General features: G+C 52.2%; 19 protein-coding genes. 6 read left to right on the top strand and 13 right to left on the bottom strand.

What is annotated here, in order from left to right; genetic code table 11:
• Positions 1–29: 29 nt before the first annotated feature.
• From gabP to GFC06_RS10005, 6 genes are all read right to left on the bottom strand, one after another.
• Entirely contained in the window at positions 30–1430 is a 1401-nt protein-coding gene (gene gabP, locus GFC06_RS09980; protein ID WP_016154136.1) for a GABA permease, read from the bottom strand.
• A 153-nt stretch (positions 1431–1583) separates the two neighbouring features.
• Positions 1584–2867, bottom strand: coding sequence for a 4-aminobutyrate--2-oxoglutarate transaminase (gene gabT, locus GFC06_RS09985; RefSeq protein WP_153690104.1), 1284 nt, complete (start codon positions 2865–2867; stop codon positions 1584–1586).
• A 25-nt stretch (positions 2868–2892) separates the two neighbouring features.
• Positions 2893–4341 carry an NADP-dependent succinate-semialdehyde dehydrogenase gene (gene gabD, locus GFC06_RS09990; RefSeq protein WP_103766765.1) on the bottom strand — a complete coding sequence of 483 codons (1449 nt, stop codon included), beginning with the start codon at positions 4339–4341 and terminating at the stop codon, positions 2893–2895.
• 23 nt (positions 4342–4364) lie between these two features.
• A complete protein-coding gene (gene lhgO / locus GFC06_RS09995) occupies positions 4365–5633 on the bottom strand; it encodes an L-2-hydroxyglutarate oxidase (RefSeq protein ID WP_103766766.1) in 1269 nt (422 codons plus the stop codon).
• A gap of 19 nt (positions 5634–5652) precedes the next feature.
• Positions 5653–6630 carry a glutarate dioxygenase GlaH gene (gene glaH / locus GFC06_RS10000; RefSeq protein ID WP_103766767.1) on the bottom strand — a complete coding sequence of 326 codons (978 nt, stop codon included), beginning with the start codon at positions 6628–6630 and terminating at the stop codon, positions 5653–5655.
• A 260-nt stretch (positions 6631–6890) separates the two neighbouring features.
• Complete coding sequence (locus GFC06_RS10005; RefSeq protein ID WP_103847967.1) at positions 6891–7493, bottom strand: short chain dehydrogenase; 603 nt, start codon at positions 7491–7493, stop codon at positions 6891–6893.
• Between the two features lie 98 nt (positions 7494–7591).
• Between GFC06_RS10005 and GFC06_RS10010 the strand changes: the two genes are divergently transcribed.
• The gene (locus GFC06_RS10010; RefSeq protein ID WP_016157283.1) at positions 7592–8482 is read left to right on the top strand and encodes a LysR family transcriptional regulator; all 891 of its coding nucleotides are present in this window, start codon (positions 7592–7594) and stop codon (positions 8480–8482) included.
• A gap of 43 nt (positions 8483–8525) precedes the next feature.
• Here the strand turns inward: GFC06_RS10010 and GFC06_RS10015 are convergent, their stop codons facing one another.
• The 3 genes from GFC06_RS10015 to GFC06_RS10025 are packed head-to-tail and all read right to left on the bottom strand — an operon-like array spanning position 8526 to position 11477.
• The gene (locus tag GFC06_RS10015; RefSeq protein ID WP_016154129.1) at positions 8526–10040 is read right to left on the bottom strand and encodes a tripartite tricarboxylate transporter permease; all 1515 of its coding nucleotides are present in this window, start codon (positions 10038–10040) and stop codon (positions 8526–8528) included.
• Positions 10041–10050: 10 nt separating this feature from the next.
• Positions 10051–10485 (bottom strand): tripartite tricarboxylate transporter TctB family protein, encoded by a 435-nt coding sequence (locus GFC06_RS10020; RefSeq protein ID WP_016154128.1) that lies wholly within the window; start codon positions 10483–10485, stop codon positions 10051–10053.
• Positions 10486–10499: 14 nt separating this feature from the next.
• The gene (locus GFC06_RS10025; RefSeq protein WP_016154127.1) at positions 10500–11477 is read right to left on the bottom strand and encodes a Bug family tripartite tricarboxylate transporter substrate binding protein; all 978 of its coding nucleotides are present in this window, start codon (positions 11475–11477) and stop codon (positions 10500–10502) included.
• A 153-nt stretch (positions 11478–11630) separates the two neighbouring features.
• Here GFC06_RS10025 and tctD point away from each other — a divergent pair, with 153 nt between their 5' ends.
• Both tctD and GFC06_RS10035 read left to right on the top strand, forming a co-directional pair.
• The gene (gene tctD / locus GFC06_RS10030) at positions 11631–12305 is read left to right on the top strand and encodes a transcriptional regulator TctD (protein WP_016157281.1); all 675 of its coding nucleotides are present in this window, start codon (positions 11631–11633) and stop codon (positions 12303–12305) included.
• On the top strand, positions 12292–13743 hold the full coding sequence (locus GFC06_RS10035) for a sensor histidine kinase (RefSeq protein WP_047499479.1): 1452 nt from the start codon (positions 12292–12294) through the stop codon (positions 13741–13743). The genes tctD and GFC06_RS10035 overlap by 14 nt, the downstream gene beginning before the upstream one ends.
• Here GFC06_RS10035 and GFC06_RS10040 read toward each other — a convergent pair.
• The 4 genes from GFC06_RS10040 to GFC06_RS10055 are packed head-to-tail and all read right to left on the bottom strand — an operon-like array spanning position 13736 to position 18693.
• Positions 13736–14818, bottom strand: coding sequence for a fimbrial protein (locus tag GFC06_RS10040; protein WP_049282755.1), 1083 nt, complete (start codon positions 14816–14818; stop codon positions 13736–13738). The genes GFC06_RS10035 and GFC06_RS10040 overlap by 8 nt on opposite strands.
• Positions 14819–14828: 10 nt before the next feature.
• Complete coding sequence (locus GFC06_RS10045; RefSeq protein ID WP_153690105.1) at positions 14829–17381, bottom strand: fimbria/pilus outer membrane usher protein; 2553 nt, start codon at positions 17379–17381, stop codon at positions 14829–14831.
• 13 nt (positions 17382–17394) lie between these two features.
• Positions 17395–18066 carry a fimbrial biogenesis chaperone gene (locus tag GFC06_RS10050; protein WP_047499484.1) on the bottom strand — a complete coding sequence of 224 codons (672 nt, stop codon included), beginning with the start codon at positions 18064–18066 and terminating at the stop codon, positions 17395–17397.
• A 54-nt stretch (positions 18067–18120) separates the two neighbouring features.
• Positions 18121–18693 (bottom strand): fimbrial protein, encoded by a 573-nt coding sequence (locus GFC06_RS10055; RefSeq protein WP_047499486.1) that lies wholly within the window; start codon positions 18691–18693, stop codon positions 18121–18123.
• A 1048-nt stretch (positions 18694–19741) separates the two neighbouring features.
• Here GFC06_RS10055 and GFC06_RS10060 point away from each other — a divergent pair.
• From GFC06_RS10060 to GFC06_RS10070, 3 genes are read left to right on the top strand one after another with little or no spacing between them, the layout of a single operon-like run.
• Positions 19742–21157 carry an undecaprenyl-phosphate glucose phosphotransferase gene (locus GFC06_RS10060; RefSeq protein WP_153690106.1) on the top strand — a complete coding sequence of 472 codons (1416 nt, stop codon included), beginning with the start codon at positions 19742–19744 and terminating at the stop codon, positions 21155–21157.
• Positions 21147–22433 carry an outer membrane beta-barrel protein gene (locus GFC06_RS10065; protein WP_153690107.1) on the top strand — a complete coding sequence of 429 codons (1287 nt, stop codon included), beginning with the start codon at positions 21147–21149 and terminating at the stop codon, positions 22431–22433. The genes GFC06_RS10060 and GFC06_RS10065 overlap by 11 nt, the downstream gene beginning before the upstream one ends.
• Position 22434: 1 nt before the next feature.
• A complete protein-coding gene (locus GFC06_RS10070; RefSeq protein ID WP_016154118.1) occupies positions 22435–22992 on the top strand; it encodes a polysaccharide biosynthesis/export family protein in 558 nt (185 codons plus the stop codon).

The raw sequence follows: 22992 nt of genomic DNA on the forward strand, positions 1-22992 counted from the left end.
GGTTTTCCCGGCCTGCGCCGGGAAAAGGTTTAATGCGTATTTTGCAACGGTGCTTTTTGCCACGATAGCAGTTTTTTCCAGCGTGACATAATAGGCACGGTGCAAATAATTCCTATGGCTAACAACCCGGTAGAGATAACTTCCAGTTGTTGAGCCGGGCGAAAGAGCATCACCACCAACACAAAGATAATAAAGGCGATTACCAGCCAGGTAAGCCACGGATAGAGCCACATTTTCAGTTTAATTTCACCGCCTCGCGCCAGCAGGATTTTGCGCATCCGCAGTTGGGAAATTGCAATCACCAAATAAACCAGCAGGGCGATGGCACCGGAGCTGTCGATCAGGAATTTGAACACCTTGGCCGGGGCGTAATAGTTGACCACCACGGTGAGGAACGCGGCACCCGTAGACAGCAACACCGCCACATAAGGCGTTTTACTCCGGTTCGTTTTACCCATAAAGGCGGGAGCATCGCCACGACGGCTCAGGGAGTAAAGCATACGCGACGACGTATACAGCGCGGAGTTCAGACAACTGGTTACCGACAGCAATATGACACAGTCCATGATCAGCTTCGCGTGTGGGATATGCAGTAACTCCAGCACCGAGCGGTAAGAGCCCACCTCTTTCAGTCCCGGCATGTTCCACGGAATCAGCGCGACGACCACGAAAATAGAGCACAGATAGAAGATGGAGATACGCCAGATAACCGAGTTGGTGGCGCGGACGATGTGCTTATCCGGGGTATCGGACTCGGCGGCGGCGATGGTAACAATCTCTGCGCCCATAAAGGAGAACATGGTGATTAGCATCGCGCTGATCACCGCGCCAAAGCCGTTGGGCATGAAGCCGCCCTGATCCCACAGGCGCGAAACTCCGCTGACCTCGGCATAGGGGTAGAAACCGCTAATCGCCACCGCGCCGAGAGTGATAAACGCCAGTATGGCAATCACTTTGCACAGCGCCAGCCAGAACTCGAACTCACCGTAATTTTTGACGCTCAGCAAATTACTGCCGGTTAATGCCAACGTGATAACCAGAGAAAACAGCCAGATAGGAATGCCTGGAACCCAGGAGTGCAGAATGATGGCGGCGATATTCGCTTCCAGCGGGATAACCAACACCCAGAACCACCAGTACAGCCAGCCGATGGTATAACCCGCCCACGGCCCGATGGCCTTATCGGCGTAGGTGGAAAAGGAACCGGTATCCGGGGTGGCAACGGCCATTTCGGCCAGCATGCGCATAATCATCACCACCAGCAATCCGGCGAACAGATAGGCCAGTAATACTGCGGGACCGGCTTCTGCAATCGCCACGCTTGAACCCACAAACAAACTTGCGCCGATAACCCCGGCAATAGACAGCATGGTGACGTGGCGTGATTTCAGCCCGCCCCCTAAATCATGTGATTGTGACACTTGCCCCATCTTTTAAACCTCTCGAAAGTATTTCACTTGGGAGAGCACCCCGGCATTCCCGCGCCGGGGCACGCGTATTTATTGTTATTGACCCTGTCTGCCGGATGGCGGCTCCGCCTTATCCGGCCTGAGGATTGCGTTTTTTATTGGTCGAATGCGGTGTTAACCCTGCTTCGCTTCGGCAAAACACTGAGCGATAATGTCCAGCCCCTGGCGGATTTGGGCATCTTCAATGGTCAGTGGGACAAGAATGCGCAGTACGTTGTAGTAAGGTCCGCAGGAGAGCAGGATCAGCCCTTTATCGCGCGCACGCGCGACGATTTCCGCGGTCAGTTTGGCGTTTGGTTTCGTGTGATCGCCGTCTTCAAACAGTTCGATTGCGATCATCGCTCCCAGCCCGCGTACATCGCCAATCTCGCGGTGGGTTTCCGCGATAGCCAGCAGGCCTTCGCGCAGGGTTTGCCCCAGGTCGTTGGCTTTTTGCAGCAGATTTTCCTGTTCGAAAATATTCAGTACCGCCAGTGCGGCGGCACAGGCAATCGGGTTACCGGCATAGGTACCGCCCAGACCGCCCGGTGGGATAGCGTCCATGACTTCGGCGCGCCCGGTCACTCCCGCCAGCGGGAAGCCACCGGCGATAGATTTGGCGAAGGTGGTGAGATCGGGCGCAACGCCCATCTGCTCCATAGCGAACAGCGTACCGGTACGGCCCGCGCCGCTCTGTACTTCATCGGCAATCAGCATGATGCCGTGCTCGTCACAAATGGCGCGCAGACGTTGCATAAAAGCAGGAGAGGCGGCGTAAAAACCACCTTCGCCCTGGACGGGCTCAATCACGATGGCGGCAACATCTTCCGGAGCGGCATCATTTTTGAAGATACGGTGAATGCTGGCGATAGCATCGTCTTCACTGATGCCGTGCAGCGGGCAAGGATAAAGCGCACGGTACACGTGGCCCGGCATCAGTCCCATTCCTGCAGAGTACGGGTTTACTTTCCCGGTCAGCGACAGGGTGTAGTGGGTTCGACCGTGGTAAGCGCCGCTGAAGGCGATAGTGCCGGTTCGTTTGGTGGCAGCGCGGGCGATTTTCACCGCGTTTTCCACCGCTTCCGAGCCGGTTGTCACCAGCAGGGTTTTTTTAGCGAAATCGCCCGGCACTTTCTTATTCATGATTTCGCACAGATCCAGGTACGGCTCATAGGCCAGCACCTGAAAACAGGTATGGGACAGCTTTTTCAACTGTGCTTCTACCGCAGAGACGATCTGCGGGTGCAGGTGGCCGGTGTTCAGCACCGCAATACCGCCAGCAAAATCGAGGAATTCACGGCCTTCAACGTCCCAGACTCGACAGTTTTCTGCACGCTCGGCAAAAATAGGGTGGATTTGTCCTACGCCACGGGGAACGGCGTTGCTGCGGCGTTGCATAAGTTCTTTGTTGGTGCTCATCAGGTGTTCTCCAGTATTTATTTTATTAAAGGCCGATGCACATATATTTGATTTCTAAGTAGTCTTCGATGCCGTATTTCGATCCTTCACGGCCAAGACCGGAGGCTTTGATTCCCCCAAACGGGGCGACTTCGTTGGAGATAATGCCGGTGTTAATCCCGACAATGCCGTATTCCAGCGCTTCGCCAACGCGAAAGACGCGGCTCAAATCACGGGCGTAGAAATAGGCGGCCAGACCAAACTCGGTGTCATTGGCCTGAGCGATGACGTCAGCCTCGTCCTTAAACCGGAACAGCGGAGCCAGCGGGCCGAACGTCTCTTCTTTGGCGACCTTCGCGTTATCAGGCACATCCACCAAAATGGTGGGCTGGAAGAAGTTGCCGCCGAGTGCGTGAGGTTTGCCACCCGCGATAATGCGCGCGCCTTTATCCAGAGCATCGGCGATGTGTTCCTGCACTTTGGCTACCGCTTTCTCGTCGATCAGCGGCCCGGTGGTGACGTCAGGCTGCAGACCATCACCGAGGTGCAGTTTGCTCACTGCCTGCTGGAGTTTTTCGGCAAAACGGTCATACACGCCGTCCTGCACGTACAGGCGGTTGGCGCAGACACAGGTTTGGCCAGCGTTACGGAACTTTGATGCCAGTGCGCCTTCCACGGCTTTATCGAGATCGGCATCGTCAAAGACGATAAACGGCGCATTGCCGCCCAGCTCCAGCGACACTTTTTTGATGTCTTTGGCGCACTGCTGCATTAACTGACGGCCAATTTCGGTTGAGCCGGTAAATGACAACTTGCGTACCAGCGGGTTGCCAGTTAGCTCGTTGCCGACCGCGCTCGCTGAACCGGTCACCACGCTGAAAACGCCTGCCGGGATCCCGGCGCGATTGGCAAGCTCTGCCAGCGCCAGTGCGGAGTAGGGGGTCTGGCTGGCCGGTTTAAGCACCATTGTGCAACCAGCCGCCAGCGCCGGACCGGCTTTGCGGGTAATCATCGCCGCGGGGAAGTTCCACGGCGTAATCGCGGCGGTAACGCCGATCGGCTGTTTGATGACGATTAGGCGTTTGTCGGCCTGGTGGCCGGGGATCGTATCGCCATAGATACGTTTGCCCTCTTCGGCAAACCACTCAATAAAGGAAGCGGCATAGGTGATTTCACCTTTGGCTTCTGCCAGCGGTTTACCCTGTTCCAGGGTCATCAGACGGGCGAGATCGTCCTGATGCTCAATCATCAGGTTGAACCAGCGGCGCAGGATGTTGGCCCGCTCTTTGGCGGTCAGCGCACGCCAGGCAGGCAGAGCGCGGTTAGCGGCGTTAATCGCTTCGCGGGTTTCATCCGCCCCCATTTTCGGTACGCTACCTAATTGCTGACCGTTGGCGGGGTTGGTCACCGCGATGGTCTCGCCGCTGTTGGCGTCACGCCAGTTGCCGTTGATCAGTGCCTGCTGGCGAAATAAGGTTGGATCGTTAAGTTGCATAATTGCGTCCTGTCTAAATCGTTTTAACGGGTGAATGCGGCGTGTAATGTTTCCACGCTACGTGCCGCACGCAGCGTGCGTCCGGGATTACTCTGGTTCTCCAGCAGCGCATGAACTTTGCTGACAATATGCGCGCCGATAGGGATCGCCGACGTTGCTGCCGGAGAAGGCGCGTTACAGGTGTGAATTGAGCGTGGCGTGGTGACAAACAGGAAATCGTCGATTAGCTTGCCGTCCGGCGACACAGCCTGTGCCCGCACGCCTGCAGGCCAGGGCTGCAGATCCTTGAGCGTCAGACTCGGGCAGTACTTTTGTACCAGCCGCAGATAACCGCTTTTGCACAGCGAATTCTTCATTTCGCCAAGTCCTGAGCGCAGGTTGTTTTGCAGCACGCGACGAATGCCGGAAGAGCTGAGGATCTCCAGCGTATCGCTGAGCGAGAAGTCGCGTTTACGGTAGCCTTCACGTTTAAATGCCAGTACCGCGTTGGGGCCCACGGTGACGCTGCCGTCAATCATCCGGGTCAGATGAACGCCGAGAAACGGCATCGCCGGGTCGGGGATGGGGTAGATCAGATGGTTGACTATCTGGTTATGTTCTGACGCCAGACGGAAATATTCGCCACGGAACGGACAGATGATAAAGCCGGGTTCAACGCCGAGCATTTTCACTAGTCGGTCCGCCATCAGGCCAGAGCAGCTGATCAGCGTCGCTCCCTCAAATTCCTGACCCTGACGGGTATGTACGACAACGCCCGCAGCGTGCTCTTTTAGCGCGCTGACCTCAGCGTTGTAGATAATCTCACCGCCTTTGGCCTGAAATATCTTCGCCATCGCAGCGGTGACTTCGCGGTAGCTGACGATCCCGCTCGACGGAACAAAAATACCGCCCAGCCCGGTGATGTTGGGTTCACGCTCGCGAAGCTCCTGCGCATTCAGCCATTCGCGCTCAAGGCCGTTAGCGGCGGTGCGATCCCACAGCGCGCGCATGCGCTCCATTTCCAGATCGGAGGTGGCAACCAGCATTTTTCCGCAGACGTCGTAGCGGATGCCGTTTTGGTCGCAAAAGGCTTTTGTGGCGCGATTTCCGGCCAGGCAAAACTGCGCCTTCAGGCTGCCGGGGGTGTAATAGACCCCGGCATGAATTACGCCGCTGTTGTGGCCCGTCTGATGACAGGCCGGGCCGGACTCTTTTTCCAGCAGCGCGATTCTGGCGTCCGGATAGACATCAATCAGCTGCATGGCGGTCGACATGCCGATAATGCCGCCGCCAATAATCACAAAATCATACATCCGCTTTATTCCTTCGCGCTTACTGATGAGTCTGGTAGTGGTTTGTCGCGTAAGCGAAATAACCACGCTGGCGCATCAGCTCGCGGCGCAGGTCAGGATGCGAGGTGAAGCGATCGCGACCGTGCAACCAGAACAGGTTGTTGATTAGCAGGAATTTACCGACTGAAACCGGAACGGAAATAATGGCCTTGCTGGTTTCCAACGCATCGGACAAATCGCTCAGCCAGACGCCTTCTTCATAATCTTTTGGCTGGACGAACTGGTCGATGTAGCGCATCACCGGGCGGCCCTGCTGGTCAACGTCAAACACCGGATGGAACACTTCCTGGCTGACGTTTTTGCTTGGCGGTGCGGCAAAGCGCATGGCGCGACGCGCCAGCGGGTGGGCAAAGTACTGATCCAGATGTTCCCAGTCGTCGAGGTGCAGCAGCAGCGAGTTACCGCCGGTCATGTTCTGCTCGTCAATCTTCATCATCAGCACATAGTCGGTGATTTCTTCGAGGTAGGTTCCGTCGTTATGCAGTTCCATTACACGGTGCGGCTGGCGCAGATAGCTGTCTGAGTTATCAACGTTTTTCACCACAAAACGGGCATAGTATTGACCGCTCATCGCATCAAAATTGGAGCGCCCGATAAGATGCGCTACCGCCGTCGCCAGCTTGACCATCTCTTCAGCCTGTGCCACATCATCCACGCCAACGGCGTTGATCAGCAGTGCGCCTTCGGCACGATCGAGCAACGTTTTCAGCAGCAAAGGCTGCAACTGATTGCCGCACAGGTCGTCGAGGATCTTGCCCACTTTGAAGCGCAGGAAGGATTTGTATTCCAGTGCCTGCACCGGCCACTGCGCTACGGCTTTCAGAAATTGCTCAGTGGTCTCAGCGGAAAAAGTCAGCTCCAGCAGGCGTGGGGACTGGGCTGATGGTTTCAACGTGAAACCGCTGTAGTGCTGGGCTGGATCATCAGCGTTCGGTTTTACGGCAGTCAGTGCGTTCATCAAATCGTTCCTCTCAGTAGATTGTCAGGGAGATATGGCGCAGCTCGTTTCGTAGCCATAAATTAAAAATATCTACATTTTTGAAAAACGCGCACAGAATGGGTTTATTTGTTTATTATTTGTGATCAAAAACAACAATTATTTAACATTATAAAAAGTGAGGTTAAGTACGGAGAGGAGAAGGGAGGACAGGTAATGTTATTTTAAAACAAAGAGTTAATTATTCTGCCGCTGAGGGTAACTCAACGGCAGCAGCAAAGTCAGTAACCGACTTTATAAATGCGCCCGGTTTGGATGCCTTCCACGCTGCGGCGATAGGCATTGGCAACGGTAGCGGCGGGGACGCTTTCAAAGCCAGGGAAGAAACCATCGTATGCTTCGGCGGATTCACTGAGTACGGTTGGGCTTATCAGGTTAATGCGCTGACCACGACCTAGCTCACAGGCAGCAGCGCGCACAAATCCTTCCAGCCCGGCATTGATCGTTGCTGCATTCGCCCCTTGTGTGATGGGTTCATGGGCGATAATGCCGCTAATTAGCGTAATCGAGCCGCCATCATTGAGGAAATGTTGCCCGGTTAATGCCAGACGTATCTGGCCTAATAGCTTATCCTGTAATCCCTGATTAAAGTCCTCGTCGGTCATTGTCGACAGCGGACCAAAGAACAGGTTGCCGGTGGCGGAAACGATCGCATCTATCCGACCGACTTTTTCAAACAATGCCCCGACACTCTCCTGCGAGGTGATATCGACCTGGTAATCTCCCCGCGTGCGACCTACGCGGATCACCTCATGTTTACGGCTTAACGTTTCTGTAACTGCGCGCCCCACTGTACCGCTGGCACCAATAATGACGATTTTCATAACCACCTCCAGAATAGTGTGAGCCACTATTCTTTAATGAAAATGAAATCGGATAAACTGGCTATAAGTTAGATGATTACTAACCAGAGGTTTGTAATATGGATAAGCTGCGCGGCATGGAAACGTTTATCGCCGTGGTGGAGAGCGGAAGCTTTACCTCCGCGGCAACAAGACTCGAGATGTCTGCGGTGATGGTGGGAAAATATATCACCCAACTCGAAGCACAGCTCGGCACGCGTCTGCTGGAGCGCAATACTCGCCGCCAGAGCCTGACCGATGCCGGGCGTGTCTATTTTGAAGAAGCCCGCCGCGTGCTGGAGCAGGTGTCGATAGCCGAGCGTTCGGTAGAGCGTCTGCGGCTGGCCCCTGCGGGGACGCTGCGCATTAGCGCGCCTACTTCTTTTGGCGCTTGCGTTATCTCGCCGCTGGCCGCTGCGTTTTTACAGGCCTGGCCAGAGGTGCGCATTGAGTTGGATCTGACCAACCGGATGGTTGATCTGGTGAATGAAGGCGTCGACCTGGCGATCCGTATTGGCGATATCCATCAGACTGATGTGGTGGCGAAATACCTGTGCCCTTACCGTATGGCGATCTGTGCATCAAAGGATTATCTTGCCCGTCATGGCACGCCCCTTACGCCTGCGGATCTGGTGGATCATCTGTGCCTGTCCCATACCGTGTGGACAGCTCGCAATGAATGGATACTGCCTGGCGTGACGGGCGAAGTTAGATGGAAGCGCGATGCGATCCTGCGCTGTAACGATGGTCATGGCCTGCGTATGGCGGCGGTAGCGGGGGCCGGACTGTTATTGCAACCGGAGGTGCTGCTGGCGCAAGAGTTGGCTACCGGGAAACTGATTCGGATACTGGAAAAGTTTACGCCGCAGCCGCGGCCGATTCATCTACTGTGGCGACAAGATTTGCGTCCGCTGCCCAAGCTGACGCGGTTTGTTGAGCACGTACTCAGTGCCGTTCAGGAATTAAGATGAAAATGCCGGATAAGGCGCGTCAGCGCCGCTATCCGGCATATTATTAGCTGATATCCACCTGCGGTTTGCTGTTACGTTTACGAATCAGGCGTAGCACTGGCGGGACCACGATAACCAGTACCGCCATCACCAGCAACACTTTCGCCACGCCGCTGGCCCACAGAATATCCATATTACCGTTACTGATAGACAGCGCCCGACGCAGGTTCTGCTCCAGCATTTCCCCGAGAACGAAGCCTAAAATCAACGGCGACATCGGGAAGTGCATTTTGCGCAATATGTAGCCCAGCACGCCGAGGGCAACCATCAGCACCAGATCGAAAGTGGTGCTGTGGACGGCATACACGCCCACCGCGGAGACTGCCGCGATAGCCGGTACCAAAAACCACAAGGGGATGGTCAGCATACGGGTAAACAGGCCGATCAACGGGATGTTCATCACCAGCAGCATCACGTTAGCAATCAGCAGCGCCGCAATCAGCCCCCAGACGATGTCCGGCTGTTCGGTGAACATGGCCGGACCCGGTGTGATATTGTACAGCGTCAGCGCGCCCATCATCACCGCCGTGGTGCCGGAGCCCGGTACGCCGAGCGTCAGCATCGGGATAAAGGAGCCACAGGCCGAGGCGTTGTTGGCGGCTTCGGGGGCCGCCACGCCGCGTATATCCCCTTTGCCGAAGCTGTCGCTATTGCCGCTGAGCTTTTTCTCGGTCATGTAGGTGATAGCGCTGGCAATGGTTGCGCCCGCGCCGGGAAGGACGCCGACGAAAAAGCCAATCACCGATGAACGCAGGGTTGCGCCAACGCACTGCGCACCTTCTTTGGCGTTAAATAACATGCGGCCCGTTTTACGCACCAGCGTCTGGCCACTGCTGGTATGTTCCAGCATTAACAGTATTTCAGAGACTGAGAACAGCCCAATCACTACCACGATAAACTGCACACCGTCGGAGAGATGAACGCTGTCAAAGGTAAAGCGATAAACCCCGGTATTGGCGTCTACGCCGACGGTCGCAAGGCCGAGACCGATAAGCGCTGCCAGAAATGATTTCAGCGGGTTTTGCGCCATCATGCTGCCGAGGCAGGCAATGGCGAAAACCATTAAGGCAAAGTATTCCGCCGGACCGAAGGCCAGCGACCATTGGGCTAACGCCGGGGCAAACAGAATGATGCCGCCGATAGCGATAAGCGAACCAATGAAAGAGCTGACCGCCGAGATAGAGAGCGCAACGCCGCCGCGGCCTTGCTGCGCCATCGGGTAGCCATCCAGCGCGGTCATAATCGCCGCCGCATCGCCGGGAACATTCAGCAAGATGGAGGAGATACGTCCGCCGTATTCACAACCTATGTAGACCGTAGCCAGCAGGATCAGCGCAGATTCTGCTGGCAGATGCAAAGCGAAGGCCAGAGGCAGCAGGATCGCCACGCCGTTAATGGGTCCAAGACCAGGCAACAGCCCGACAATGGTACCGACAAAACAGCCAATCAGGGCGATGACCAGGTTTTCCGGCGTCATGGCCACCGCGAAACCCTGAGAAAGATAAATCCAGGTATCCATCGTTTCTCCGTTAACCCAGCCAGGCGCCGAGTGGTAAGGTGACGTCAAGCAGCCGGTCAAAGGCATACCACAGCAGAATGCCGAGTACCGCGCCGGAAATCCCCGCAGCCGGAATCGTTGCGCCGAACAGCATGCCAATCACCACGGTGAGAATGGCGGTGGAGATGGGAAAACCGAGCCATTCGAAACCCCAGGCGTACATCAACAGAACAATCACCATCGTCAGCAGCTTTTGCAGCACGTGACGGCGGGGCCAACTGATGGTGTCGGGATGGCGCAACAGCAGCGCCACGGCGCATACCAGCATCAGGCTGATAATGCCAAGCGGAAAGGGACGCGGCCCAACCGGCTCATAGCTGTATTCGCTGGTGATTTGCCAGGCCACGAACAGCCCGGCTATGCAGAGCAACAGCCAGATACCTGCAAAAATACGATCGCTCATCATCTTTGCCTCTGCGCTTATTTCGCCAGACCGAAGGCTTTCGCCTGCTCACGGTAATCCGTGACCTGCTTTTTCACGTATTCGTCGAGCTGCTTACCGCTCATGTTGAATTCAAACAGGCCGCGCAGATCGCGCTGCTTTTTAAACTCATCGGTCTGCTGGAGTTTGTTAAAGGCATCAACCCACCACTGATACTCGGCGTCGCTGACTTTTGGTCCAACGTAGAAGCCACGAATGATGGGCCACACGAGGTCGTAACCCTGCTCTTTGGCGGTTGGTACGTTAGCTAACTGGCCTGGCAGACGTTGATCAGAGAACACGGCGAGCACGCGGATTTTGTCGCCGCTAAGATAAGGCACCATCTCGCTGAGATCGCCGGAAACCACCTGGACGTGATTCCCCATCAGCGCGGTGACCGGTTCGCCGCCGCCCTCAAAGGCCACATAGCGCATCTTGTGTGGATCGACGTTGGCTTTTTGCGCCAGCAGCGCCGACTTCATCCAGTCCTGACTACCGATAGAGGCGCCTGCGCCAATGACCACGCTGTTAGGATCTTTCTCCATTGCCGTCAGCAGATCTTTCAGCGTTTTCCAGGGTGAGTCCTGGCGTACGGCAATCATGCCGTAGTCAGTGCCGACGCTTGCCAGCCAGCGGACATCATCAACGCCGTAGCGACCAAACTTCCCTTGTGACAGGTTAAGCAGCGAGCCGCCGGAGAATGCCACTACGGTACCCGCTTCAGCCGGACGTTGCGCGACGATCGCGTTATAGGCCACGGCGCCAACGCCGCCGGGCATGTAGGTTACGCGCATCGGTTTTTCGATAGCGCCGGTTTCCATCATGCTCACTTGAATCAACTTACAGGTGAGATCGAAACCACCGCCAGGTTTAGCAGGGGCGATACATTCTGTGCGCGATGGCGCTTGTTCCGCCAGAACAGAGGTACTCATCAGTAAAATGCTTGCAGTAAGGGTACGAAGTAACTGTTTTTTCATTGTTTATCCTCACGCCGGAAAACCGGATTTTCGGGTACGGAAGAAGATTTTTGTGATTATGTGAGCCGATGTGTAGCGGTTCGGTTGCATGATTGTTAAAACATTAACCTTTCAATTCCCTTTCAATGCGGCAGAAACTTTACAGGATGTGATATGCGTCTCTTATTAGCGGAAGATAACCGTGAGTTAGCTCACTGGCTGGAGAAAGCGCTGGTGCAAAACGGTTTTGCCGTCGACTGCGTTTTTGATGGCCTGGCGGCCGACCATCTTTTACATAGCGAAACGTACGCGCTGGCGGTGCTGGATATCAATATGCCGGGACTGGATGGTCTTGACGTCGTTCAGCGCCTGCGCAAACGCGGGCAGACGCTTCCTGTGCTGCTGTTGACGGCGCGCAGCGCGGTGGCCGATCGGGTGAAAGGATTGAACGTTGGGGCCGATGATTATCTGGCAAAACCGTTTGAAATCGAGGAGCTGGATGCCCGGCTGAGGGCTTTGCTACGCCGCAGCGCGGGGCAGGTGCAGGGCATACAGCAACTGGGCGAACTGGCGTTTCACGATGAGGGCTATTTTCTGTTGCAGGGGCAGCCGCTGGCGCTCACGCCGCGCGAACAGGCATTGCTGACGGTGCTGATGTACCGTCGATTGCGACCGGTTTCGCGTCAGCAGTTGTTTGAACAGGTCTTCAGTCTAAACGATGAGGTCAGCCCCGAAAGCATTGAGCTCTACATCCATCGTCTGCGTAAAAAGCTACAGGGAAGCGATGTGCGCATCGCCACGCTGCGCGGGCTGGGCTATGTGCTGGAGCGTAGCGATGAAGTGGGTTAAACCCCAATCGTTGTACCTGCAACTGCTGATGTTTCTGGGTTTGCCGCTCATGTTGTTGTGGGGGTTGTCGGCATTTAACAGCTATGTCAGCGCGCTACAGGCGGCGACGCAGGCGTATGACCGGACGCTGCTCTCGTCTGCCAGAACCGTCTCCGAGCGACTGGTGGTGCACAACAAACAGCTGGAAGTGAATGTGCCGTGGGTGGTGCTGGACAGCTTTGAGCTGAATATGAACGACAGGTTGTATTACAAGGTGGTCGATCCGGCGGGGAAGGTTATCTCAGGTTATGACGATTTACCTGCGATGCCGCCTGCGACATCGCGTACGCGGCTTTATCCGGCGCTGGCGTGGTTTTATCACACTGAATATCGCGGGGAGGCAATTCGCGTGGCGCGTCTGCTGCAGCCCGTCAACGAGGGCGGCATTATAGGCATGGCGGAGATTTATGTCGCCGAAACGCTGCAATCGCGACGTTACCTGGCGCGACAGCTGCTGTTTTCCTCGTGGGTTTCGCAAGGGCTGCTGGTGCTGCTCACGCTGGTGCTGGTCGGCTGGCTGCTGCGTCGGGTGTTACGCCCGATGCGCCAGCTGTCATCGCTGATGGTGCGTCGCGAGCCTGGGCTGTTGACGCCGCTGCCGGAGCTGCTGCCGTGGTCGGAAACCCGTCTGTTGATTGTGGCATTCAACCGTTATCTGGAACGACTTCGCGGCCTGATCTCTCGCCAGGAGCGCTTCAGCGCGGATGCTTCCCATCAGCTTAAAACGCCGCTGGCGGTGCTAAAAACTCAGGCGTCGGTGGCCCTCGCCAGCCAGCAGCCGCAGCAATGGTATGAGAGTCTGCAAGCCATGAGCTCCACGCTGGACAACACCATTCAACTGACGGAAAGGCTGTTACAGCTGTCGGCTGTGAAGCGCAAAGAGCAAGGAGAAAGGCACTTCTCGCCGGTTAATTTGTATGAGGTGGTGCAAAGCAGTTGTTTCACGCGACTGGCGCAGGCGCGCAGTAAAGGGATCGATCTGGGCTATGAGGGGGAACAGGATGTGGTGTGGATTGAGGGCGATGAAGTCCTGCTTGGCGAACTGTGCGGGAATCTGCTGGATAACGCACTGAAATATACGCCGCCGCATGGTGTGGTAACCGCCCGTCTGCTGCGAAAAGGAGAGGCGGTGGTGCTGGTGGTTGAAGATAGCGGGCCGGGTATCGATGAGCAGATGGTGCACCAGGCGCTGCTACCGTTTCATCGCCTTGATAACGTCGGTAATGTCCCTGGCGCCGGGATAGGCCTGGCGCTGGTCAACGACATTGCTCGTCTGCACCGCACGCACCCTCAGCTATCACGGAGTGAAACATTAGGCGGGTTAAGCGTACGACTGCGGTTTTTATGCCTGGTGCGAGACGCGCAGGACGATCAGCATCGTCCTGCGCCTGTTATTTAAAGGTCACCGTCGCATTGACAGGGATACTAAATGTGCCGGGTTGGGGAGGATTCTTCAGCCAGAACAGGGTTGCCATGAACTCTTTGCGTCGGCTGTCGCTCTGGTTGGTAAACGCGCTGCTGGCAAAATCGATACGGTTGCCGCTGATAATGTCCCCGGAGCCGGGGTGTGCAGCATCCTGGAGCGTAACGCCGATATCTGGCGTCCCCTGACCGGTAAAAACTGCGCCGCTGTTGCTTGTGGTGCCGGTAAACGTTACCGCGTAGTTGATGCCGCGACATTCATGCTTCCCGGCGGCTTCTGCGGCAATAACGGCAAACTGTTTACTGTGGCTGTTATCTTTTCCCACTTTTGCTTCGGTAATGCTGATCCTGCCAAACTCGACGGTATCCGTTCCTTTGTCAGAGCTGATAGAGACGATCGGTTCGCAGTTGATATAACTGATGTTATTCAGGCCATTAAGCGCGGGGCCAAAGTTTTTTGCCGGATTGCTGGTGGAGCAATGCGAACCGCAGGCGTTAATGCTGCCAATACCGTCGACGACGAAAACTTTGTTGATGGTGCGACCGGCCAGCGCAGGCAAAGGATCCGGGAGTTTTCCGGTAGCGACCAGACTGAGGTTAAAGGTGAAAGAAAATGTTTGTGGGCGCGCCTGGCAGTCACTGGTATGGCTGTGGTTATTACTGCTGCAGTAGTTGTCTGAACGTGTTCGGGGCAACGTTGCCTGATATTGGGTGGTGACGGCCTGGGCGCTTTGATCGTAGGGGCGACCATCAATGCTCACCACCAGTTTCATATTGGTTCCCTGCAGAAAATGCGCAAACTCATGATCTGGGTCGATGTAGATTCTGGCGGCTTCGCCGTGGGGCATATAGTCTGTGTCGCGGCAAGTGACGCTAACGGTTTGTGGATTGGACACCCAAACGGTGTCCCCAGCGGTGGTACTGTGGCTGATTTTAATGGGATCAACGTGTACGGAGACGCTGTTTGCTGTACAGGTAACCGCATAGCTTGCACTACTGAATATCGGCAAACAAAGCAGCACCACGAGTTTAACTATTTTTAACGGATTCATTGATTGCACCTTACGAGCCGACGCACTGGGCGGTAATTTGTGTATATCCGATTTTCTTCACCGGCTGGTTATGGTTATCCGGCATTTGAATAAAGCAGTGTTCATTTGCATGGGAGCCCCAGCGCACTTCCAGGCGAGAATTGTCTTCCACGCCGCTGGCATACAGTGCGCCATGCATACCGACCAGACCGTGGCTACGACCTTTGGTATCTCGTACGTTCGCGCCGACCGGGGGGGCAATGTTGCCGGGCATGACGGCATTGACCAGATAGTTGCGGCCGCTGAAGGTTTCAAACACCACTTTGCCGATGGCTTTCTCTGTTGGAACAATTTTTTTCTGTGCCTGCGGAATATCCAGCCCGGCACCAATATCAGCAGTATTCAGACTCACCACGTTGTAATGCCATGCGTCTGCGGCGGTAAGGACCGCATAGCCGTTACCGTCAATTGCCACGCCATTTTGTTGCTGGATATGGACACCGTTGGCATTTTTGGCTTCGACCAACACCATGGTGTCGCCAGGAGAGTGCATGAGCGTCACGCCGCCTGCGTGCAGCATTGCCCCGCCGCTGATGCCCATATTCATATTCTGGTAGTTGCGTCCTGCGCTGTAGCCCCCCTGAACATTCATCTTGTCGCCTTGCCAGGCGGCGTTAACCCCGGCAGAGGAATCCTGTCGATCGGTGGTACTGCCCTGAACGCCCCAGCTCAGACGATCGTCAAATGCTGTATTGCTGTAGCTGGTGGAGTAGCTGTCGCCATTCTGCTGGCTATGCATGATGTTGGTGGAGACAAAGCCGCGGCTATCCATGAAATCGAATGGAATGGAAAGCGTCAGGTTGATACTGTGATCCTGGTAGTCGTACTGGTTACGGGTATCCTGTACATAAACGCTCCAGTTGATTTTCCCCAGTGTATCGTTGTAACCCAGCTGTATCGTGCGGTCGTGACTCCCGTTGTGCCAGTAGTTTTGCTGGCTGGCACTGACGTAAAGAGAGGCGTTATCCCACAAACGCTGGTTAACAGAGACCTCAAAACGTTGGCGGCGATTATTGTAGTTAGTGGTGTAGTAATGCTTTTTGTTGTGCTCCTCGCCAGGAAAACGCAGCTGTTGATTCGGGTCGTCATAGGCGATGTCGTAATAGCCCGAGGACCAGCTGTTATGCTCGTTAATGGTGTCGCTAAAGCTGTAATAACCGGAGGTATTGTAGCGGTAGCCTACCAGACGGAAATCCGTACCGTACTGGTTCAGCGATTTGGAGTATAAGAAACGGTAACTTTGTCCTGTGGACGCATCTCCACTGGCAAGCTGCGCTCTGGCGGTAGTGATATCGAAAGAGATCGCGCCGAACTGGTGCAGATCCTGAGCGATCCCGGTGGCAATCGCATTATAGCTTTCTGCGGTCAGGAAACCACCGTACAACGTGGAGCCAAAGCTGAGACCATAACTCAATGTGCCTTGAACAAAGCGGGGCCGCCAACCGCCGCTGTAACCGTCGCGGTATTCCCCTGCCGTAAACTGAAAGCGGCTGTTACCTGCACGCAGCATGTTCGGGACCGCTGAATAAGGCACACTGAAATTACGCCGACTGCCATCGGCTTCAATAACGCTGACGTACAGGTCGCCGCTTTGGTTGCTGGGGTTAATATCGTCGATGTCAAATGCGCCCGGCGCGACGTTTTTACTGTAAATCAGATAGCCATTTTGACGGATTTCGATTGTGGCATTGCTATTGGCGACGCCGCGAACGACTGGCGCAAAATCGCGTTGGCTATCAGGCAACATGTTTTCATCGCTGGTGAGTTGTGCCCCGGTAAACTGGATGCTGTCAAATACATCGTCGTCCGTATAGGTTTGCCCGAAGCGCAAGCGGCTACGCAGTGCAATAATATTACGTTCCACCCACGTGGAAACCGCCTGCCATTGACGGCCTGAACCGCTGGCATAGCTGAAAGTAGACTGGTTACGAAAATGCCATCCCGCCAGGTTTATACCGTTGGCAAAACTGGCAAAAACAGAGTCATGATCCTGGCCCTGTTCAATCAGGTGCGTCGTATTGGCGTTGTAGCCGACAAAAGCGGCATTAATCCCATCGTCATAGGCCGATTCAGGCACGGCGTCATGCGCAGTCGAAAGCAGAAACGCTTCCGGCACTGAAATATCAATGCGCTGGTAGTTTGCATCTGCCGTCAGGCGGCTGTTTGCGATCAGAGCCGTGAGCTCCACGCAGGTATCGGCGTTACCCTCCGGGATTTTAATCCCGTATTTGCGCAGATCGTCCGCGCTCAGGCAAGGTTGCGGCTTGCCTTGTGGTTTACGTCTTTTAAAGTCAACATTGCGCGTTTCGACGAAGCTATGGTCAAGATATATATCGTATTCAAACGTGCCTTCGCTAAGTCCGTCATTACGGGCTATTTGCACTACGGAGGTAATATTTTGCGTACCATGTACAAAACGGGTATTAAACTGCGGCGTGCTGCTGGCGTATGCAGGTATGCACACGGCCAGCGTTGACAGCGTAAAGAGGGTGTACCGTTGCGGGTGCTTATTTTTTTTCATCATGTGCAACCCCAGCTTAATTGCAAGATACCGGGACGTTATTAACCGCGTTAGTGCCGCCGTAATCATCTACCCAGCTAAAACCGATATGGCTGACTTTTTGCTGTGACAACGCAAACGTGCGTTCGCCATGCGGATTAATCATGTCGGCATCAATGTTTTGGCCGTTAATATGTAATTGCGTCAGGGAGATATGTAACGGCGTCGCATTGACCGCCCGCAGAGTATGACCGTGGCACTGCCACTGTAATTTCTCAACGGCTTCAGGTAGCGTCATATTCAGCCCAACAGGGCGATAAAATAGTTTGATGCGAATACGCTGCGCCAGCTGTAAGGTATTTTCTTCATTCTCGATGGTGGGGATTTCCTGCACATTAATCCACACTACAGATTCAACATCCTCAGGAAAGCCGTTGCCCTGATAAATAGCTCGCAACACGGCTGATTTATGGCCGTCAAGTTTCAGGATCGGAGGCGTAATTAACATTGGCAGATTGGCTGGCGTCTCATCCGGATTACCATTATCCAGCCACGTCTGTACCATATATGGCTTGTCTGTATTATTGTTGACGTCAAACATCGCCGCTTTATCGTTCTCATTATAAATAACGCGTGTTTGACCCAAATTAATTGCGCTGTGAGCGGTGCTAACCACACACAGCAACAGGTAAAAGAATATTTTATTCATCAGGTGCACTTTCCAGGTTCAGGGAAGAGTGCCATCCATAGCAATCAACGTCCGTTATTTATAAATGACGGTGTAATTCATATCCGCAGTGATCGTGCCAGCCGCAGGCAGCGTTGCGCCAATTTGCTGATATTTGGCGACCAGATCGATTTGTGCATCGCCATTTTGATCTGCTTTTAAGCTCACCTCATTACTACCGGAAGCGAAATCGAGGGCATGACCCGCTTGATCCACTTCGATGCCAACATCGGTGGCAGAAGCCGAGCCACGTTTCGCTTCCAGAAGTGCTGTGTTACTGCCAGGGGTTTTACCAGTAAAGACCACCACATAGCCGCTTCCTCCAGTTACCCCACTACAGCCGCTAAACTGCAACGTAAACGGAGTATCGCCGGTGCTAGAGCCCGCGCCGCTAAATAGCTGGTTGGTAACTTGTGGCAATGCCACTGTTTTACCTGGCTGGTTTGCTGTGCTCACCACGCAGGTACTGGCAACAATTTCACCGGTAAAATGGACCGTCGCGGTGGCTTTAGAACCTGTTGCGGCAGTGGTAACGTAATTCGCTGCTGCGCCAGCATTAGCGGCAAACAAAGCGACCAGTACACTGCTGGTAAGTGCAGTTTTCATCATCATAACTCCGTTAAATTTATTATTTACCCAGAAAAGTACTTGTCAGAGGCACAGATTCAGCTGGAGTTCATCAACGTCAAAAAATGATGTAGGACTTCATTTGAAAGAAATGATTAACGTGCGTAAATTGCTCAACAAGTAATCCGGCGCGGATATTATTTATTTGCGAAAAATAAGTAAACAAAATTTTTTGGCATCATTGAATGGCTTTGGAAGGTGTTTTTATATATATCTTAACAAAAGTGTATACATTGTTATCAATAATTCGTTGGGGCGATTTACGCTGCTTTTAACAAAATTTTAATGCTGTCATTTATTCTCTTCTCTTTATTTTAAATCGATGTGTTGGTAAGCGCTGAAAATTCTGATGCTAAAGGTGTGTTCATGCAGAATGTTGACATTAGTAATATGTAACACGCATTTTCTCAATGATTGGCTATCGTTTTAATTGAAGTCATGCTTGCCGCTTCATCTCCTCGGATTTGCTACAATTATTTAAACTAAATTTTTTTTATTATTCGTTTTTTTTTGAATTTTGAGCGTGAAAATGAAAGCAATCCCATACTCCTCGTAAAGTACCTTATTTATAATAAGGTTGCTAATCATTGCTTTGTAAATGTGTTACTAAGTTATTTTTATGGTGGGAATTATAAATACACTTATTGATTTCTTCTGTCGCTCTCCAGGACTCTCATCACTGACCGTAGCGCAACGAGGTTTGGACAAAGTATTGCTTTTTGTAAGGTTAACCCGTTGTCAGGCGCTCATCATGTGATTCTAGCCACTAGTAGCTTATGAATTGTGATCTGTCAATGACGTTTATGTTGCAATTAATCATGTTTTTCAAGGATGAAATTAAAAAATATTACCAATAAATAGTCATCTAAATCATTAGGTTGCATTTGTATGGTGCGAAACCCATCACATTGTATTACATTGTTTTTTACATTTACTGACAGTGTGCCATTGCGTTTTTAAGACTTGTGATATAATTAGCAACATAAATGAGAAAAAAACAATTAAAGATCAATAAATAATGGGCTGAGATATGCTTAAAAAATCGCTAAAGATTAGCAGCCAGGGATATCCAGTCTTTTTAAAACTGGTCGATTTCATTGTAATCAATGCGACGTTAATTTTTAGCGCCCATCTGTTAGGTCTGGCACCATTTAACACCATTGCCATTCTGAGTATTCTCTTCTCAGTCTTTTTCTTACTGTTTGCTGAATACATTAAAATGTATCAACAAAAGATTAAGACGATCGGTTTACGTAATCAAAAACGGTTGGTTTTTTGTACGCTACTGGCAATTTTTCTGAACGAACTGGTCAGCATGACGGTGGCTGAACCCAAGTCTCTCGGCTACTTAGACAAACTGCCTTCCCCCTTTTATTCAGCGATTATTTACTGGTACTTCATCCCATTACCTTTTCTTTATTACATTCGCTTTTTCATTTTTAAATATTCAACGAAAAAGAGTATGCGCGTGGCGATTATTGGTCTGACTGACAATGGTCTGGCGGCAGAAAACGCGTTAATGGATGAATACGCTAATATCACATTAGATCTGGCTTTTTATGATGAGCGCGCCTTATCCCGCTGTGGCGATATCGTCGATAAGGTAAAAAGCCCCTTTCGTGGGCCGGTGATCAATCTGGTTGAGGAAGCCCGGCAGGGAAATATAGACGAAATCTACATCGCTTTACCGATGGTAGCTTTACAACGCATTCGTCATTTTTTGGCGATGATGTCAGACACTACCGTAGATACGTATATTGTTCCTGACTTCTACACCTACAGTAACAACATGTCCAAGCTGCGCTCCATTCACAACCTGCAAACTATTGGCATTTTTAGTTCGCCGTTTGAAGGGGCGGGGTCGTTTATCAAGCGGGCGGAAGATTTGGTACTTGGTAGCATCATTATGGTGATGATTTCTTCGCTGATGTTGGCCATTGCCATTGGAATCAAACTCACTTCCCGCGGGCCAGTCTTTTTCAAACAAGACCGGTATGGTCTTAGCGGGCAAAAAATTAAGGTCTGGAAGTTTCGCTCGATGCGCGTTATGGAGAACGCCGATACGGTTATTCAGGCCACTAAAAACGATCCGCGGGTAACCAAGTTTGGTAGTTTCTTACGCCGCACCTCACTGGATGAACTGCCGCAATTTATCAATGTATTGCAGGGAAGTATGTCGATTGTCGGTCCCAGACCTCATGCGGTTACGCATAATGAGCAGTACCGTAAACAGGTCGAAAATTACATGATCCGCCATAAAGTTAAGCCTGGGATCACCGGGCTTGCGCAGATCAACGGTTTCCGCGGGGAAATCGATGCGCTTTATAAGATGGAAAAAAGGGTTCAGTACGATATTGAGTACATTCAAAACTGGTCTTTATGGTTGGATATAAAAATTATTATTAAAACTATTTTCAAAGGATTTATCGGTAAGAATGCATACTAAATTACTCGTGATTACCGGAATCGTGATATCGCAGCCCGTATGGGCTGATTTAACACCGAAATCACACATTGGCTTTGCGGGGATCGACTTCCAGGGCAAGGTCGCTGTGGACTATGGTTATAATGATAACGTGTCTTATCAGCCACATAGCAGAGATGCTATCGGTTCCTCGTTTCAGAGCGCAGCGCCCGTTTTGAGTATGATCGGAGAGCGCGGTCAGGATAAGTATTTACTGATGTACTCCGGTGATTATCGTAACTACTCAAGCGATTCCGCTGATAACTATAACGATCATTTTTTCCGTTTTAACGGTGCCTGGCGCTATGGGCTCAAGCACGGCTTAACACTCAATCTGGAGGATACGCTTGGGCACGAATCCCGCGGTCGAGGGATCACTGAGGGGTTTCTACCGGGTCAATTCGAGCTGTATGGGATTAAATCTCCGCTGACGACGAATTTTATTAACAGTGAATTGCGCTACAGCTTTGGCGCGCCGGATGGGCGCGGGAAAGCGGAACTGGCGTTGTTATACAAAAAACTGACGTTCGGCAATACGTCTGACGCCCAGGAGAGTAGTGAAGATTTCTACAATTACATTCAGGAACAGGAATGGCACGAAAATAGCCTGGTGGCAGAAATTTTTGACCAATACACATCCAGAACGCGTTTTCGCTATAGCTTTATTACTAACCAGCGTCACTATGATAACAACTCAGAAAAAGACACTAATGAGTATTATTTGCTGTATGGCCTGAAGTCGCAGTTGACGGGAAAAACCAATGTCGACATGAATATTTCATGGTTGTACAAGACATTTGAAAACAACGCAAACTCGCATGATTTTAATGGTCTAAACTGGGATATAAAAGGGGAGTGGAAGCCGTTACAGCAGTCTGTTTTCACGGTGCACTCAGCGCAAAGCATTAAAGACCCATCGGAAGTTGGGGGATATATTTTAGTCACCCAGTATGGTCTTTCTTACCAGCACTTCTGGTTAGGCAACCGTTTTTCTACCTTGCTGGATTACTCATACACTTCAGAAGACTATAAAAAACAGAATAAAGATCGGCATGATAAAGATGGGGTATTTAGCGTAACCATGAGCTATGACTACACGCCGTCGGTCAATTTTGAGATTAAATATCAAGTAGATACGTTGAATTCGAATAAGGATACTGATTCGTTTTATATCGGTCCCAACGACAATCAGGAAGTCATCAGAACGTTGGGTTATGATAATTCTATGATTATGCTTAAAGCTAAGGTTCAGATCTAAAATGAAAATAATAGAACTGTGCGCGGTTTTGCTATTCAGTATCCTGATGGTCGGATGCACAACGTCCAGCCCGAGATTAATGGACGATCCTGCTACTGTTCAGCAGGATTACCGACTTGGGGCAGGGGATACTGTCAATATCGCTGTTCATGGTCAACCCGATATGACGATGCGGTTTATTTTGGATAAGAGTGGGGAGATTAATTTCCCGTTTGTTGGTGCTCTTATATTAAAAGATAAAACTGTTGAGCAGGTGACTAACGAATTAACTCAACGCCTGACTGGAGATTATTTTACTACTCCGATGGTGACGGTGAGTATTGCGGAGTTCCGTAAATACTATGTTTCTGGCGAGGTGAAAAGTCCGAATGGATTCGCTTATGAGCCAGGACTTACCGTCGAGAAATCTATTGCGCAGGCGGGGGGATTTACAGATCGTGCTGACCGTCAAGATATCAACATTCGCCTGTCAGGTAGCAATCAGCTGCTTGAGAATGTTGATTTAACGCACTCTGTTCATCCTGGGGATGTCGTGATTATTGGCATGGGGTTCTTCTGA

This window comes from Citrobacter braakii (genome assembly GCF_009648935.1).
Classification (GTDB): domain Bacteria; phylum Pseudomonadota; class Gammaproteobacteria; order Enterobacterales; family Enterobacteriaceae; genus Citrobacter; species Citrobacter braakii.